Source organism: Cyclobacteriaceae bacterium (genome assembly GCA_030584025.1).
In the GTDB taxonomy this organism is placed as follows: Bacteria; Bacteroidota; Bacteroidia; order Cytophagales; family Cyclobacteriaceae; genus UBA2336.
In genome coordinates this window covers 2,272,898-2,289,977 of sequence record CP129487.1, presented here as the reverse complement: position 1 = coordinate 2,289,977, position 17,080 = coordinate 2,272,898, and the positions used below count along the sequence as shown (strand labels likewise).

The following is a 17,080-nucleotide window of genomic DNA, read 5'->3' as shown; positions in this document are numbered from 1 at the left end:
TTTGGGATGAGTACTCTTAGAAATATAGCTTTTTTGTTGTTGACACTATCATCCTTGGCTTCATACAGCCAAGCAGTAGTAGTTATTGATCAGGTTAAGAATTCATGTGGAGGTTCATTCAATGGTTCTTTTCGATTAACAGTTACCAGTGGTGTTGAGGAACTTCAATATTTTATTTTTGGGATAGGTTTCGGTGATATTCAAACAGGATTTTTGGATGTTGGAGTTCCGGTTACCATTACAGGACTTCGACAAGATAATTATTTGCTTTCAATCCCAGATGGCGACATCTCTAATCCAAACTTTAACACTTTCGTACTTATTGGGAATTCGCCCGTAATAACTGGATCAATTGATCCGGGATACCCCGTTAACAATAGTAGCTGCAGTGCACCAGACGGTCAAATAAATGTATCATTGAGTGGTGGAACAGGAAGTTACATATATGCATGGACGGGTCCAAGTGGCTTCACAGCCAACACGGAAGATATCAGCGGCTTGGCAGGAGGAAACTATTCGCTAACCGTAACAGACGATGGCTCAAATTGTACATTCGCATTAGGTCCGATTTCAGTAACCGATCCACAACCGGCTTTACAAAATGTAAGCAATTCAGGTACTCAGCTTGTTTGTGTAGGGGGGGATGCTGTTGTTAATTTGTCGGGCTCAGAATCCGGAGTAACATATGAAGTTCTTGTAAACGGTGCCTCAGTTGGTATACCAACTGTGATCGGTACAGGCGGACCAATCAGTATTCCGGTTCCATCTGGCAATTTTACTGACGGTGATATTCTGGCCGTTGAGGCTCGTTTGGGTGTGTGTACTCCGCGTATTATGAATGGGGCCATCACAACTGATATTGTTGCGTTGGTATTAAGTGCCAACATCTCGAATAACTCGAGTTGTGTTACATTCAATGGTGCAATTGACCTTTCTGTATCGGGTAGCGCAGGGACTTTCCTTTATGACTGGTCAGGACCCAATGGTTTTTCTGCATCTACCCAAGACATTTCGGGACTTGAGGATGGAACGTATACCGTTGAAGTAACAGATCAGCCAAGTGGTTGTATTGTGACGTCTAACTTCGTGGTAGGAGATGATACACCAACACTTTCAGCGACAGCAGTAATTACCGATAACTCCCGTTGTATTGCGCCCTTTAATGGTGCTATCGATTTAACCGTAGCGGGTTCCCCCGGTCCATTCACATTTGACTGGACAGGTCCCAATGGATTTCTCGCCAGCACAGAAGACATTACCGCACTTGAAACAGGTGCTTACCAGGTCACGATTACGGATGACAATAGCGACTGTTTTATTGTTGAGAACTTCAATGTTGGTGATGCTACACCAACGCTAACGTTAACCAGTGTTGTTACGGATAATACCCGTTGCATCGCTCCGTTTAATGGGGCCATTGATTTAACCGTTGCCGGCTCTGCCGGACCTTTTACATTTTTGTGGAATGGTCCAAGTGGATTCACGGCAAGTACGGAGGATATTACCACTTTGGTGGATGGAGATTATGACGTATTGGTTACAGATACCGGTACGGGGTGTACTGCTGTTGCCACTATAACCGTTAACAATGCTGCACCAACGTTAGTGTTAAGTACAGTTGTTACCGACAACAGCCGTTGTGTAGCACCTTTTAATGGCGCCATTGATTTGACGGTTGCTGGTTCTGCAGGGCCCTTTACGTTTGACTGGTCTGGGCCAGGTGGTCCGTATTCAACGGAAGACCTTGCTAATCTTGATGATGGCGTATACACGGTGATTGTCACCGATGATAACAGTGGTTGTACTGCAACAACCAATGTTACCATTAACAATGTTGCTCCAACGCTCAACCTATCCACGGTTGTAACAGATAACAGCCGATGCGTTGCGCCTTTCAATGGCGCAATTGATTTAACGGTTGCGGGTTCTGCCGGTCCGTTTACCTTCGATTGGTCAGGCCCCGGAGGTCCCTATACAACTGAGGACTTGGCAAATCTTCAGCCTGGCAATTATTCCGTAATTGTTACGGATGTGCCAAGCGGTTGTACAGCAACGACAAATGTTACTGTAAATGATGCAACACCTGTGATTGTATTGAGCTCAACTTCGGTAGATAACAGCCGATGTGTAGCACCTTTTAATGGATCTATTGATCTTTCAGTAGCTGGTTCAGCAGGACCTTTTACGTTTGCATGGTCTGGCCCGGGTGGCCCTTACGCCACAGAGGATCTAACGGATTTACAGAACGGCATTTATTCTGTTACGGTAACGGATGTGCCAAGCGGTTGTACTGCAAACACAAACGTAACCATCAACAACATTTCACCAACCATTACGCTGAGTTCAGTAACGACTGATAATAGCCGTTGTGTGGCGCCTTTTAATGGTGCCATTGACCTGACGGTTGCCGGTTCTGCCGGTCCGTTTACATTTGCATGGACTGGTCCGGGTGGTCCTTATGCTACAGAAGATTTATCCAATCTGCAGGATGGGGTGTACAGCGTTCTGGTTACCGATGATAACAGCGGCTGCACAGCTTCTGCGAACATCACCATCAATAATACAGCACCAACATTAAGCCTGAGTTCAGTGGTTACGGATAACAGCCGTTGTATTGCACCATTCAATGGAGCGATTGATTTAACTGTTGCCGGTTCAGCAGGACCGTTTACATTTGACTGGTCTGGACCTAATGGCCCCTTTAATACGGAAGACTTAACAGCGCTTCAGGATGGAAACTATTCAGTACTGGTAACTGACAATACCAGCGGCTGTACTGCAACACTTAATGTTTCTGTTGGAAATACCGCTCCTGTGCTATCACTTTCTCAGGTTGTCGTTCCCAATTCGCAGTGCGGTACACCAAATGGCTCCATCGATTTAACAGTTGCCGGCTCGGCCGGGCCGTTTACGTTTAGCTGGACAGGCCCTTCCGGATTTAGCGCAAGCACGGAAGATATTTCAGGGTTGATCGGAGGGAATTACGATGTAACTGTTACCGACAATACAAGCGGCTGCCAGGTATTGGCGACCATCAACGTTCCGGATGCCACCGCTACGCTTACAATCACTTCTGTTGTAACAGATAACGATCGTTGTGTTGTGCCATTTAATGGTGCGATTGATATTACCGTAGCCGGTTCAGCCGGACCTTTTACTTTTTTGTGGAGTGGCCCGAATGGGTTTTCGGCAATAACCGAAGACATAACCGCATTGGAAAACGGTGATTACGATGTTACGGTCACCGAGACATCATCAGGTTGTGCGGTAAGCACTACCATAACGGTAGGGGATATTCGTCCAGTATTTACTTTGGCAACAACTTCCATTGATAATATTCAGTGTGCGGCTCCTTTTGATGGTTCAATTGATTTGACGGTGAATGGTTCAGCCGGACCATTCACTTTTGATTGGTCAGGCCCAAATGGTTTTATTGCCAGTACGGAAGACATCTCAGCATTGGAACCTGGTACCTATGATGTTACCGTAACCCATACGGCATCGGGTTGTGTTCAAACTACAAGCGTGATTATTCTGGATAATGCACCAACGCTTTCCCTTACATCGGTTGTAACGGATAATAGTGCTTGCGTTGCTCCATTTACAGGTGCAATTGACATTGCCGTAGCTGGCTCAGCCGGACCATTTACGTTTAGCTGGACGGGCCCGAGTAGTTTCTCAGCTTCAACGGAAGATATTTCTGGTATTCAGGATGGGACGTATACCATTGTCGTTACTGATGTTCCTTCCGGTTGTTCAATCAGCACCGATATTGTTGTAGGGAGTACAGCTACATTACCAACCATTAGTGCATCAACTGTTGTGGATAACGATCGTTGCAGTGCACCGTTCAATGGAGCAATTCTGATTACGGTATCACCTGCAGGTGTTTATTCGTACCAGTGGAATGGGCCAAACGGATTTACATCAACAGCCGAGGATATCTCTGCGCTTGAATCCGGTGCCTATAGTGTAACCGTAACAAATACTACTACTGGTTGTGCGGTTGTAGGAAACTTTAATGTAGGCAACAATGCTCCTGTTATTACAGTAACTGCTGATGCTATTAACGATAATTCATCCTGTACCGCACCTTTCAATGGGGCGATATTGATAACAGCTTCACCAGCCGGAACCTATACCTATTCATGGACAGGCCCGAATGGTTTTACATCCAGCAGTGAAGACATCACCGCAATTGAACATGGTGATTATATGGTAACCGCTACCAATACCGGTTTAGGCTGTTCGGTGAATGCCGTGTTTACTGTTGGCGATAATACACCAACCATTACCATTACTTCGCAAACCATTGTTGATAATTCAAACTGCCTGGCACCGTTTAACGGTTCTATAGACATTACCGCTGGAGGAACCCCCGGCCCGTATACGTTTGATTGGACAGGTCCTTTCGGATACATCGGGACAGGCTCAACCATAACCGATCTTCGCTCAGGTGATTATACCGTAATCATAGAAGATCAGACCAATGGCTGTACGGACTCTTATGTATTAACGGTTGGAGACAACACGCCTCCGATCACGGTTACATTAGATTCATCTGTTCCGAATACCACTTGCATTGCTCCGTTTACCGGTGCATTGAACATTACAGTTTCCGGAACTCCGGGGCCGTTCACGTTCGATTGGGATGGACCGAATGGTTTTGACTCTGCTGATGAGGATATTACAGCGCTTGTTCATGGTGATTATGACGTAACCGTTACCGATACCGGTTTGGGGTGCCAGACTACTGTAACATTTACTGTGGGTGATAACACACCAGTTGTGACGATAAGTGTTGACAATGTAACCAGTAACTCAACGTGCATCGCGCCATTCAATGGAGCCATTACAGTCAGTGGTGGTGGAACAGCCGGGCCGTTTGATTTTTCGTGGACAGGCCCGAATGGCTTTATAGGAACTGGAGCAACCATTACCGATTTGGAACCCGGTGATTATGAAGTTACGGCTGAGGATCAGATTTTAGGTTGTCAGTCGGTTCAAATTATTACTGTTCCGAATGCTGCTCCTGTAATTTCCATTACGCAAAACATTACGCCTAATTCAAATTGTCTTGCGCCATTTAACGGTGCGATTGAAATAACATCAGTAAGTGGAACGGCCGGCCCTTATGATTTTGATTGGACAGGCCCGAGTGGGTTTGTCTCTACTTCTGAAGATATTTCGGGTCTTGAACCCGGTGATTATACACTTGTGGTAGAAGATACGAACATTGGTTGTTCCAACAGTTTTGTGTTAACCGTTCCGCAAAATGCCACCACGGTTACGATTAACTTAGTTAGCGCAACCGCAAACGACAGGTGCACGGCACCCTTCAACGGTGCATTGGATGTAACCATAGGAGGAACTCCTGGGCCTTACAACATTACCTGGTCTGGTCCATCTGGATTTACAGCAGCAACAGAAGATATTAGTGCCGTGGTGCATGGCAGCTACACCATTATTGTGGAAGATGTTTTATTAGGCTGTACCAACACAGCCACGTTTACCGTGCCAAATGCAACCGTAGGATGTGGAGGATTGAATTGTTTTGCCTATACGATTACAGTTGTTGATGCACAAACACAGCGTCCATCTTGCAGCAACCAGAATGATGGTGTCATTACACTGGATATTGTTGGCTTAACAGCCGGTAATTATATTATTCAACTTATCGGAACCGCTGGCACACTTACACAGGTTGGACCATCAGGCGTATATACGTTCACCGGGTTATCGCCTGATACCTATGAGTACCGTATTGAAGATGTTGTAGGTAATGTTTGTCAACAGCCTTATGTCTTGGATGTTCAAACTACTGTTCAAGCTACCGCTTCTGATTTTGTAGATGCCTTGTGTTTTGGTCAGCCAACTGGTCAGGCCATATTTACAGTTACTGCTGGCGGCAACTCGCCTTTTGAATATTCATTGGATGGTACCAACTGGATTACTTTCCTGTCGGGTCAAACCATCACTACGCTTCCGCCTAACGGAACGTATCCCGTGCTGATTCGCGATGATGCATCGGATCAATGTCCTGCTACGGTAACGGTAACGATCAATGATACCAATCCGCAGATTACGGCTGATCTTACTGCATCACCAGCCACCTGTAACAATAATGATGGGTCCATAACGATCAACACCTTACCTGCCGGTGGCGATGGTGGACCGTACACCTTCCTGTTTGGTCCTGTTGGTTCAGAGGTTCCGGTTGGCCTTCCTGCCGGAAATGTGTTCAGTAATCTGGCAGCGGGTAACTACAACTTTGTTGTAACCGATAATGCTGGTTGTCAACAATCTTTCCCGCGTACTGTTTCATTCCCTGGTTTTGTGAATACGGCACCACCGGTAATCAATAACCCAGATTGTACCTCAGGCGGCACAAACGGAAGTATAGTCATTACCTTGTTGGATGTAGGCACGTATGAGTTTGCAGTTACAACAGATCCATTGTTTGTACCCACATCGGGTGACTTTACAGCAGCCGGTGGGTTAACCGTAGTTGTTCCAAACTTATCCAATGGTGATTATTTTGTATGGTTGCGCTCATTAGGTGCGCAATGTCCTACGAAAATAGGACCATTAACCATAAGTGGAGTGTTTGAAGTAAGCTTTGCAGGTGCGGCAAATAACGAAATCTGTTTTGGTGAAGGTGGCGGCATTGTACTGAGCAACATCACAGGTGCTCCCGCTGTAGACTATACGTACGAACTTGTTTCAAATGGTATTCCGCTTACCGGTAACATTACTTTCCTGGAAGCATTGGATGCATACACGATCGGTAGCCTGGTGGATGGCAGCTATCAATTGCGCATTATACAGGATCAAACAGCATTGAATGGTTGTGTGGTATCCACCGATTTCCAGTCCTTTACTATTTCAGGTCCTGCCTCAGCACTGGGTATTTCTGATTTTGAAAATATAATGGAATCCTATCCGGATCTTCCTACGGGATCTATGCGCGTAATTTTGCAAGAGAGTGGTGAAGAGGATTATGAGATTAAGGTAGAGCTGACTGAACCCATATTCGGTAATCAGTTTTTCTTCCAGGATTTCACGGTGGTAAATCGTGATCCGTCATCACTGCGTATGGAGGCTCAATTAAATAGTCTTTATGCGGGTAAGTATGAAGTCACTGTGAGGGATGCGTTAGGTTGTGAAGTGGTGGTTGAAATTGATATACCGCTCGATACGGATATATTTATTCCGAACATCTTTACACCAAACGGTGATGGGCATAACGATACATTTACCATCCGCAATTTACCGGGTACAGGTGCCAGACTAATCATCTCCAACCGTTGGGGTAAGCAGGTGTTTTCATCGAACAACTATACCAACGATAACGCGTGGAATGGTGGCGATGAATCGGATGGTGTGTACTACTACCGCCTGCAAGCTGATGGACAGGTGTTTACAGGTTGGGTTGAAATTCTGCGAGGTGTGAAACCTTAGCGAATAGAAGTAAGAAAAGTCATTGTATCAACTCCGTCAGCATAATCCCATAAGGCAGGATGCTGCGCCTGCCCAAATGGAATGGTAGCCGGAGGTGCATGACCAACAACGCACTGAATTTTTTCTTCCATAACCTTTAGCTGGTTAGTTATCTCCTCGAGGGAAGTGTATCGTTGGTAGTACAACACGGCAATGGGGGATACCAGCCTTTCTGATTCTTGCAGTAATACGAATCCATTATCGAGAAATGTTTCCTTGTTAACGAGTAGAATTGATTTCTGGTAATCGTAATTGTTGACGTACTTATGATGATGAATGATCGGCTCAAAATCATTCCAGGGCTGAAACAGGTTGGTTACATCATAACTATCGGGTACGAAAAGTTTGGAAACATTACGGCAGCCCAATCCAAAGTATGAGAAAATATCTTCACCCAGCCTTTGGAGTTCTACCTGCGATTCTTTTCCGGTAAGGATGGCGCATGAGGTTCTGTTTCTGCGGACAATGTTGGGAACGTTTCTAAAGTAATATTCAAAGTGTCTTGCGGTGTTATCACTTCCTGTGGCAATAACAGCATCAAAACCTGCAAGCGCTTGCTGTTGAATGGTAACAGATGCCCGAAGATCGGGTTCAATAATAAAAAGTTTTTCCAGTAGAAATTTGATCAGCTTCGAATCTTTGGAGCTTAGTTTAACTATCGCTCTATGGCCGCTGATGAGTACAGCGAGCAGATCATGAAACCCAACCAATGGAATGTTGCCGGCCATGACAAGGCCTATTGTTTTGGAAGATACCTGACTAAAATCATATTGCGAAGTCCATTGATTCAGATTTTCTTTGGTAAGATTTTGTTGGATGCCTGAAAGGGCTAACCGGACATTGGCTTCTGTAAACCAAGGGTTTTCGTTGGCAGCTTCTCTCGACAGTTGCGTCAGGGTTTCATGATCAAGGTTACGAATGAAATCCCCTAATTGAACAAAAGCAGAAAGTTGTTTTTCCTGGGTCATGTTATAAACTTTTGAATGGCCGGTTGTGTTTGATGATTAACATTTTGAAGATTACTTTTACCACCGGATTTTTAACGCGCGAAATTACTCAATCATGGCTATTAAAATTACAGACGAGTGTATCAATTGTGGAGCATGCGAACCTGAATGCCCCAATACAGCAATATATGAAGGCGGCCGCGAGTGGAACTGGGCTGGCGGCACCAAATTAACCGAGGTAAAACTGGAAGATGGCTCGGTTATCGATGCCAAGACAGCACAACAGCCGGTTTCAGATGAGTTCTATTATATTGTTTCCGGCAAGTGTACCGAGTGTACAGGCTTCCATGAAGAGCCCCAATGTGCAGCTGTTTGCCCTGTAGATTGCTGTGTGCCCGATCCGGATCATGTGGAGTCAAAAGAAGTGCTGGCTGCCCGCAAGGCATACTTGCATGCTGAAGCCTGATCTCAACGCATTTTAGCCCGCTTGATCAGGTAGGTTTGGAGGATGGTATTGACATCATCCCGTACATCGGCTTTTACAAAATCAATTTTATACTGGTGGCAGCGCATTTTGAGTTGCTCATAAAACCGGTTTGCTTCCTGTTGGTACGTTTCGCGCACATCAGCCGGGTTTAGCTTTAATTTCTGATTGCTTTCCAGGTCAATAAATTCGATTGGCCTGTCGTCAAAGGTAAATGCCAGTTCGGTTTCGTAATCCAATACATGAAATACAATTACTTCATGCTTGTTGTGTTTCAGATGCTGGAGTGCCTTGAAGATTTCTTCCGTACTGTTCTGATCGCCATCAAACATGTCGCTAAATAAGATCACCAGCGAACGCTTGTGAATCTTCTCAGCGGCTTCGTGTAGCACCTGCGCCACGTTGGTGGATTGCTTGCCCGGTTTTCTGCCAAGAAGGCCACTTAACTGGATGAGCAGTTTATCGAGGTGTGAAGGAGTAGATTTTATCGGGGTGAGCGTTTCAATGGTATCTGAAAACAGGCACAACCCCACCGCATCGCGCTGCATGTTGAGCATATACGCGAGGGCAGATGCGGCTACTATACTAAACCGAATTTTTGCATACGAATCAGCTGGGTAGAACATAGAGGGGGAAGTGTCGATGGCAATCAGGCATCTCAGGTTCGTTTCTTCTTCATACTGCTTGGTATACAACCTGTCGGTTCGGGCGTAGGCTTTCCAATCGATATGGCGGGTACTTTCCCCTTCATTATACAGGCGGTGTTCGGCAAACTCGACTGAAAATCCGTGGTAAGGCGATTTGTGCAAACCGGTAATAAAGCCTTCTACCAACTGGCGCGCCAGCAGTTCAAGATTGCCGGAGGGGCGTATTTCATTCAGATTCAATTTCATTTCAGTGTTGGGGCAAATTTGTAAGGTTAAAAAAACTGGCCATTTGGCTTATATAAATGGATTTAAGCGGACTCAGAAATTTTCAGGTGGTTGGCTTAGTTTGCAATAACCATCCAAAATACTATATTAACACGATAAAAATCACCTAAACCAACCTTTAAACCTGCAGGATTGTGGAAGAGAACAAGACTAATGGCAGAGATGAGATTTACTCTGCGAAAGTAAAAGCCGGTAAAAGAACCTATTTTTTTGATGTGAAGTCGACCCGCTCAAACGATTTCTACCTCACCATCACCGAAAGTAAAAAACGGTTTAAGGAAGATGGGTTTACCTACGAAAAGCATAAGATTTTTCTGTACAAGGAGGACTTTAACAAGTTCATGGAAGCCCTGACAAACACCGTAAATCACGTTAAAAAGGAGTTGCTCCCGGATGTAGATTTCGATCAGTTTGATCATGTTCACGAACACCATGAAGGTGAGGAAGCAGTAGCGCCATCCGCCAAAACATCGCAAGATGGTGAACTTAAATGGGATTAAACAACCTATAACCTATACGACAAAGCCCTTCGATACCGGAGGGCTTTTTTTATAGTTCCGGTGTCCCGTTAGAGCCTTCCTGCTATATTTGCGGCTTAATTTTTTAAACCGCTTACTATGGGCTTGCAATGTGGAATCGTAGGATTGCCGAATGTCGGAAAATCAACCTTGTTTAATGCGCTCTCCAATAACAAGGCCGAGGCTGCAAACTTCCCCTTTTGTACCATAGAGCCAAACGTGGGGGTAATCTCCGTTCCTGATCCGCGCTTAAAGGTGCTTGAAGGATTGGTTAATCCCCAAAAAGTTATCCCGACAACCATTGAGTTTGTTGACATTGCAGGACTTGTAAAAGGAGCGAGCAAAGGGGAGGGGTTGGGTAATCAGTTTCTGGCCAACATCCGCGAAGTAGATGCCATCGTTCACGTGGTGCGCTGCTTCGATAATGACAACATTGTGCACGTTGATGGAAGGGTTAATCCCGTTGCCGATAAAGAGATCATTGACACTGAGTTACAGCTTAAGGATTTAGAATCAGTTGAAAAGAAGATTAACCGGCTTGAGAAGATTGCCAAAAGTGGCGATGCAAAAGCAAAGAAAGAATTAGGTACCCTCAGTCTGTATAAAGAGGCGTTGTTGGCAGGTAAAAATGCCCGTGCCGTTGAGGTAAGTGAAGAAGACAAAAAGGCTATCGAGGACCTTCAACTGCTTACCGCAAAGCCGGTGGTTTACGTAGCCAACGTGGATGAGGGCTCGGTGCTCACCGGAAACAAACACGTAGATGCCCTTCGTGAATTGGTTAAAACCGAAGGCGCTGATGTGGTTATTATTTCAGCCGCCATTGAAGCCCAGATTGCTGAGTTGGAAAGCGAAGAAGACCGCCAAACCTTTCTGAAAGAATATGGACTTGATGAGTCCGGTTTGGCTAAACTGATCCGTGCATCGTATAGTCTGCTCAGCCTGATCACCTATTTCACAGCTGGGGAGAAAGAGGTTCGGGCCTGGACGATAAAACGGGGGTGGAAGGCACCTCAGGCGGCCGGGGTAATTCATACCGATTTCGAAAAGGGGTTCATTAAGGCAGAAGTTATCAAATTGGCTGATTATCAGCAGTATAAAACTGAAGCGGGTTGTCGCGAAGCCGGAAAAATGGCCATTGAAGGCAAGGAATACGTGGTTGCCGATGGCGATATCATGCATTTTCGCTTCAATGTGTAAATATTCCTTACATCATTCTTTCCTGATTTTTTACTTTTTCGTAGCTTTATAATCCGCTCATTATCAGGTTGAAGCGGGGTTTGAGGTTTTGTATTTTTTAACCCCATTTATTTTTTGACGCTTGAGAACCAGGATTATTTTTTCGCTTAAGAACAGGGGGGCATACGTGCCGTTTCACCACCAATATTTATTGGCTCAGTTTATTAAAGGGCTGCTGATGTTTGGTCCGGATAAGTCCTACCAGACATATACACAATTCAACTTTTCCGGACTCAAAGGCCAAACGAAAATCAGCCGTAAAGGACTTCATTTCTATTCCTCAAAAGTTACCCTCGTGTTTGCCTGTGGCGACCGCGAGTTTATGAGCTACTTCACAGCCCAGTTGTTTGAGCAAAAGGACATCATGATTGGCAGCCTGCACCTGGTGCCGGACTCTATTGAAGAAGAGTTGCCAGTGACCATTCAAACTGAAGCCAAGTTTTTGTGTATATCACCCATTGTGCCCATTATGACGTCCTTCAATAATGAGCAGGGCAAGAAGTTCATCTCCCCGGAAAGTGATGAGTTCTCCGACCTGTTATACGATTCTACTATTGCACGCATGGAGCAAACCGGTAAGTTTACACCAGAGCAGCTTGCTTCATTTTATAAATTCCAATTGGTACCCGACCCTGGGTATTTACAACGCCTGCAGGCAGCCGGTAAAAAGTTCGCCCGCATTTATCCGTTGTATGACAACGATGTAAAATTTGAAGTGCGTGGGTATACATTCCCATTCACCCTGTATGCCGCGCCTGAGGTGCAACGCTTCGTGTATGAAAATGGCCTCGGCTATTTCTGCCACAAAGGTTTTGGCATGCTCGACATTGCCGGGGGAGATTCCTCCCTGAAGCAAAACTCGCAGCATGATGCGGTGTATGCGTAGCGAAAACAATAATTTGAATTTCCAATATCATTATGAGTTTTGTGACTACAGTTATTCTGGTTTTTTCAGGCTCGGAAGATGAAGAGGAAAGAATTAGGGAAGTAAACTCATTTAGCTATAGGAATTTGTCCTTGGACATTCGTTCTGTGGAGAGTGTCAATGTTGAACCTTTTACAGCATGGTATGGTGGAACTAAAAGTATTATCGGTCCTATTTATATAGGTTCCTACAATCATTTCGATGTTGCGTCCTTTCTAGCACATTTAGGAACTGTAAAATGGGATGATCCAAAGTATGTTCAAGTGTTAATTCGTAATGAAAATGAATGGAATTATAGCTTATATGGAGATGCAGGGCGCGAGCTAATTTATAAGGCAATTGAGCAGTAAATGTCCCTGTAGCCGGAGAGATAGGACGAATGGTCCGAATAAATAATTGAAGACTAAAATGAATAGAGAGGCTCTAATAAGAGTTATTAATTTTTTCTTATTACTCCTAGTTCCTATTTCAGTAGTGACCTTAATGGCACTAGTTGTTGTGATCGTCCAAGGCAATCAGATAAATCTTGATAGAATACTATATTTCTCATCATTTGTTTTAGCTACCGCTTCACTGAAATTCCTAAAATACAGAATATTGAAAAAATGAATAATACCCCATCAGAGTCACTCGAAGAGGACTCTGATGTTAAGAAGATGAATGAGTGTGTATTGTTCGCCTGATTTAAAGGCGTGCATCCGTGTTGTAAGCAATGGCGCATTTCATGGGTAGGTCGCAGTCGACACGTTAATGTTAATTTTCTTTTCTATTATGATGTCGCTCCTACCGAGCTTTGTATCTATAGCCGTATTGATGCTGTTGATTAAATTCTGTTTAGGTTAAGAGCCCTGTAAGGGCGACATCTCGATAGCCACGACCGTGAGGTCGGGGCTAATGATTATTAATTTATCCCGCACCAAAGATGATGCGTGATTGAAATGCAAGACTGTTCATGGCGCGGAAGACTCTCCTGTTAATCTGTAGATGTGCATCCGTGTTACAAACCATTGAGTCCTAAATTAGATGCCAAACCTAGAGAACTTTATGGCTTTTTAACTGGTAAATTGTACTATTTCATCCAGTAGCTTTATACTAGACCAAATTTTGAATTGAAATCGTTATGGTGACAATTAGCTGTGAATCTGATAATTATAAGGTGTACAAAACGTTGTATTTCGACACTATAATTTTTTTGAGAAGAGTGAAATCTATCTTGTTTTTTTTTCTTTATGTTTAGATGAGAATGCAAACACTTGACTTTAAACACTACGAACTCACCAACCACCTGGGCAACGTGCTGAGCGTGGTAACCGACAACATCAACATCTCGCCTGACAGCGCCTTTGCCAAAATTGTAGCCGCTACCGACTACTATGCCTTTGGCAGCGAAATGCCCGGCCGCACATACAGCGGGGGAGGTGAGGAGGGGGCCGGGGCCTACCGCTACGGCTTTAACGGCAAAGAAAAAGACACCGAAAACACCTGGGGCGATACCAGCTATGACTACGGCTTTAGAATTTATAACCCGCGCTATGGTAAGTTTTTAAGTGTGGATCCGCTCACGAAAAGTTACCCGATGCTAACGCCTTATCAATTTGCTTCTAACCGACCGATTGACGGAATTGATTTGGATGGATTGGAGTACGTAAGACGTGTACATATTGTAGCAGGAAATGGAGCTATAATCCACACCGAAGACTATGTGTATTATAAAATGAGTGAGAATGAATTGGCTGCTCATGGAGGAACTCCTGCAGGTAGATACAACGCAGGTGGGCATGGTCCACGAGGTGAAGGAGTCCTACATCAATTTATAAATGCTAGCGGTGAGTTACTCAAAGAAAGGTGGGACCTGGAAAGAAATAGCGCAGTTGCATCTGCTCAGACCCATGGGCTATATTCAGGAGGTGGCTCCATTACCCAACAAGGAAATGGATTCGACTATGATTTTAGTTGGCAACCTATTGATATTGCTGACGCGATTGCTAAGGCTCATGATATTGAATATTCTGAAGCTGTCAAAATTGGAGGTCCATCTCAAGGTTATGTTGAAGATGTTAGAACGTTACAAGCTGATATTAAAATGGTAGAACGAGTAAATAGAGCTTTAAAGGGAGAAACGGCAGAAAAACTAGGAATAGAAACTCCATGGAGAACAGGTAAGATGTCTGGTGAAACAATTGCAGCATTGCAAGGTCAAAAAACATTCATAGGGATGTTAGCATTATGGAAAAATTGGAAATCAAATCAGCAGAACCAAGGGAGTAACATTACGATATTTAATGATGGGGATACTCAAAAGTTTATCAATGATGTTTCAGGTAATAAACTGCAACGTGAGGCTGAGAAAATTTATAGAAAAGGAGTAGTTGCAATATTACGTGAAGCCGAGAGAGCAAGAACTAAGCAAGGAGAATAAGTAATGTTATTGAGCATGAGAGTTTTTAAAATAATTTTATCGATTATCTTATTAGTAGCTTTTGTTATTACAATTTGGTCAGAGTATGAACTGAGATCAGTTGAGGCAACGAAGCACTTTGATGGACAGTCAGGAATAGGAGTAATGATTATGGTTGGTTCACAGCTAGTATCAATGGTCATTAGTATTCTAATTTTGGTCATCACTATAATAATTGTTATTGTAAAGAACAAAATTGAATCGATGGATTATCAAAATATCATTTTTGCTTTGACGTGCATTGGATTATCAGCTCTTCTGCTAAAACTCTAAAGCCCCATCAGAGTTACTCAAGACTTACCTATCTGCCTAACGTCAGGCAGGCGGGGTAGAGGACTCTAAGGTGTAAATGAGTGTTAAGGTAAGTCGAATGAAAGTTTTGAAAGTTTATAAAATGAAAGGATGAATTGAGTGTATAACACCTCATCAGAGTCACTCGCAGACTTGCCTGCCGCAGGCAGGGGACTCTGATGTTAAAGAGAACGAAAAGAAGAAATGTTTATAAATGAAAGGAACGAATTAGAGTGTATGATAAAAGATAAATTAAGAATTGTTTGCAGTTTGTTGTTGGTTAGTGCCATTACACTAACCATCTCCTGCTCGGAAGAGGGCGACCCCGATGTTGAACTCACGGAAGCACCCGAGATTGCCTCAGCTACTGCCGTAACCGGCACCTCCTTTACCGCCAACTGGCAAGCTGTAACCGGTGCAAAGTTTTACGTGCTGGAGGTAAGTGAAAACGTAGAGTTTACTGTGCCGTTAGCGGGCTATGCCGCCAAACAGGTAACCGGTACTTCGCATGATGTTACCGGGCTCAACGCAGATAAAAAGTATTTCTACCGCGTGCGGGCCGGCAATAGCCTGGGCGAAACAGCCAACTCGCGCATTGCTCCGGTACGGCCCATCAACAAAACACTGTTGTACAACACCCTGTGGTTGGGAGACGAAGTAAAGTCGGATGTGGGCAGCATTATTTTATTTGACCTGTACTTCAACAGTAACGGTAACTATAATGCTTTCCTGTTTGGATCAGAATTTACCAATGGAACCTGGCAATGGCAGGGCGATACCAATGTAATGAACATACAGTCAGGCACCGGCAACTTTTCCTTTACCTGGGTTGATGTGGGTGATACCTATTGCCGCGCGTATGCCTCTGCCATTACTGAAAACCTTATTTTTTATGATGAGTAGTTCAATTCAATATCAAAATCGTCATGCGAGCCTGCCTGCGGTAGGCAGGCGGACGGGTAGGGTGAGTGATGGAGCGAAATCTGCCTGCTTGGTTTTAGTATTGTCGGTATTCCTTTTTAGTTGCAACACCGAAAAAGTGCAACCCGAGCCCGAGCCGGTAATTGAAATTGAAGACCAGGCCTCAGCCAAACCTGCAGATGACAACAAAGCCACGGGGGTTTACAAAGGAACCTTCGTAGGCTCAACCGGTACCTTCAAACTCATTGTTCAGTTGGATATGATTGTTGGCTACCTCACCGTAGATGGTATGAACTACGTACTGCGAAGCACGGATATTTCCGCAGCTGATTTAAGCGGAGCCATCACCAACGCCTTATTTACTGATCACTTCAATTACGCCAAACTCTGGTTTTCAGTTGAAGCCGATGGGAGCAATCCAACTGCCACGCTTGAGTTGGAGGGACATACCAACGTACAGGTGGTGGTGTTAAAAGAATCTTCTGCCTCGCAGGTGCGCGTGTATGAAGGTTACCGGTACAAATCAATTCCCGCTTTAGGCATTGTTGAGAAAGGGTTATTTAATATTACCCTTGATGCCGACAGTATTTTAGGGGCAGCGTTCAAAACAGTTGAGTTCATCCCGCTTAATAATGGCAACAGCGGTGAGGTGGAATTACAGGCATGGATAAATGTAGGGCGTTGGTATTACTACAATCCCGAAAACGTAAATGAAATTGTAATGGATGCATTCGGCCATAACCTGTTACACGGTTCGGTGTTTACCATTACCGATGCGGAAATTCACGCCAGTTTTCCATTCACCTTTCAGGAAAATAATTATGCCGACAGCGTGCGGCTAAAGCGAAAATTATAAAAGAGACGAATG

The 17,080-nt window shown here is 44.4% G+C and carries 12 protein-coding genes; 10 read left to right on the top strand and 2 right to left on the bottom strand.

All coding sequences use genetic code 11. The annotated features are described in order from the left end of the window. Positions 1-6: 6 nt before the first annotated feature. Positions 7-7,461: a gliding motility-associated C-terminal domain-containing protein gene (locus QY309_10165; GenBank protein ID WKZ58233.1), complete on the top strand. Its 7,455-nt coding sequence runs from the start codon at positions 7-9 to the stop codon at positions 7,459-7,461. Here the strand turns inward: QY309_10165 and QY309_10160 are convergent. After that, entirely contained in the window at positions 7,458-8,468 is a 1,011-nt protein-coding gene (locus QY309_10160) for an acyl-CoA reductase (protein ID WKZ58232.1), read from the bottom strand. The two genes, QY309_10165 and QY309_10160, sit on opposite strands and share 4 nt — an antisense overlap. Before the next feature lie 94 nt (positions 8,469-8,562). Here QY309_10160 and QY309_10155 point away from each other — a divergent pair, with 94 nt between their 5' ends. Beyond that, entirely contained in the window at positions 8,563-8,913 is a 351-nt protein-coding gene (locus tag QY309_10155) for a 4Fe-4S dicluster domain-containing protein (GenBank protein ID WKZ58231.1), read from the top strand. 2 nt (positions 8,914-8,915) lie between these two features. On the opposite strand, the gene QY309_10150 is transcribed toward QY309_10155, so the two are convergent. Further along, positions 8,916-9,824 carry a DUF58 domain-containing protein gene (locus tag QY309_10150; protein ID WKZ58230.1) on the bottom strand — a complete coding sequence of 303 codons (909 nt, stop codon included), beginning with the start codon at positions 9,822-9,824 and terminating at the stop codon, positions 8,916-8,918. A gap of 173 nt (positions 9,825-9,997) precedes the next feature. Here QY309_10150 and QY309_10145 point away from each other — a divergent pair, with 173 nt between their 5' ends. From QY309_10145 to QY309_10110, 8 genes are all read left to right on the top strand, one after another. Continuing rightward, complete coding sequence (locus QY309_10145) at positions 9,998-10,363, top strand: DUF3276 family protein (GenBank protein ID WKZ58229.1); 366 nt, start codon at positions 9,998-10,000, stop codon at positions 10,361-10,363. 117 nt (positions 10,364-10,480) lie between these two features. After that, positions 10,481-11,578, top strand: coding sequence for a redox-regulated ATPase YchF (ychF, locus tag QY309_10140; GenBank protein WKZ58228.1), 1,098 nt, complete (start codon positions 10,481-10,483; stop codon positions 11,576-11,578). Between the two features lie 121 nt (positions 11,579-11,699). Then, positions 11,700-12,503, top strand: coding sequence for a CRISPR-associated endoribonuclease Cas6 (locus QY309_10135; protein WKZ58227.1), 804 nt, complete (start codon positions 11,700-11,702; stop codon positions 12,501-12,503). A 32-nt stretch (positions 12,504-12,535) separates the two neighbouring features. Continuing rightward, the gene (locus QY309_10130; GenBank protein ID WKZ58226.1) at positions 12,536-12,892 is read left to right on the top strand and encodes a hypothetical protein; all 357 of its coding nucleotides are present in this window, start codon (positions 12,536-12,538) and stop codon (positions 12,890-12,892) included. 893 nt (positions 12,893-13,785) lie between these two features. Then, positions 13,786-14,961, top strand: coding sequence for an RHS repeat-associated core domain-containing protein (locus QY309_10125; protein ID WKZ58225.1), 1,176 nt, complete (start codon positions 13,786-13,788; stop codon positions 14,959-14,961). A 15-nt stretch (positions 14,962-14,976) separates the two neighbouring features. Then, positions 14,977-15,273, top strand: coding sequence for a hypothetical protein (locus QY309_10120; GenBank protein WKZ58224.1), 297 nt, complete (start codon positions 14,977-14,979; stop codon positions 15,271-15,273). A gap of 255 nt (positions 15,274-15,528) precedes the next feature. Next, positions 15,529-16,194: a fibronectin type III domain-containing protein gene (locus QY309_10115; GenBank protein ID WKZ58223.1), complete on the top strand. Its 666-nt coding sequence runs from the start codon at positions 15,529-15,531 to the stop codon at positions 16,192-16,194. Continuing rightward, positions 16,184-17,068, top strand: a complete 885-nt coding sequence (locus QY309_10110; protein ID WKZ58222.1) for a hypothetical protein — start codon at positions 16,184-16,186, stop codon at positions 17,066-17,068. Before QY309_10115 ends, QY309_10110 begins: the two co-directional genes overlap by 11 nt. Positions 17,069-17,080 lie beyond the last annotated feature (12 nt).

Bases quoted from the DNA above. Each gene is read 5' to 3' on its own strand.
- QY309_10115 (WKZ58223.1), top strand. From the start codon at position 15,529: ATGATAAAAGATAAATTAAGAATTGTTTGCAGTTTGTTGTTGGTTAGT.
- QY309_10150 (WKZ58230.1), bottom strand. From the start codon at position 9,824: ATGAAATTGAATCTGAATGAAATACGCCCCTCCGGCAATCTTGAACTG.
- QY309_10125 (WKZ58225.1), top strand. From the start codon at position 13,786: ATGCAAACACTTGACTTTAAACACTACGAACTCACCAACCACCTGGGC.
- QY309_10110 (WKZ58222.1), top strand. From the start codon at position 16,184: ATGATGAGTAGTTCAATTCAATATCAAAATCGTCATGCGAGCCTGCCT.
- QY309_10130 (WKZ58226.1), top strand. From the start codon at position 12,536: ATGAGTTTTGTGACTACAGTTATTCTGGTTTTTTCAGGCTCGGAAGAT.
- ychF (WKZ58228.1), top strand. From the start codon at position 10,481: ATGGGCTTGCAATGTGGAATCGTAGGATTGCCGAATGTCGGAAAATCA.
- QY309_10165 (WKZ58233.1), top strand. From the start codon at position 7: ATGAGTACTCTTAGAAATATAGCTTTTTTGTTGTTGACACTATCATCC.
- QY309_10155 (WKZ58231.1), top strand. From the start codon at position 8,563: ATGGCTATTAAAATTACAGACGAGTGTATCAATTGTGGAGCATGCGAA.
- QY309_10120 (WKZ58224.1), top strand. From the start codon at position 14,977: ATGAGAGTTTTTAAAATAATTTTATCGATTATCTTATTAGTAGCTTTT.
- QY309_10160 (WKZ58232.1), bottom strand. From the start codon at position 8,468: ATGACCCAGGAAAAACAACTTTCTGCTTTTGTTCAATTAGGGGATTTC.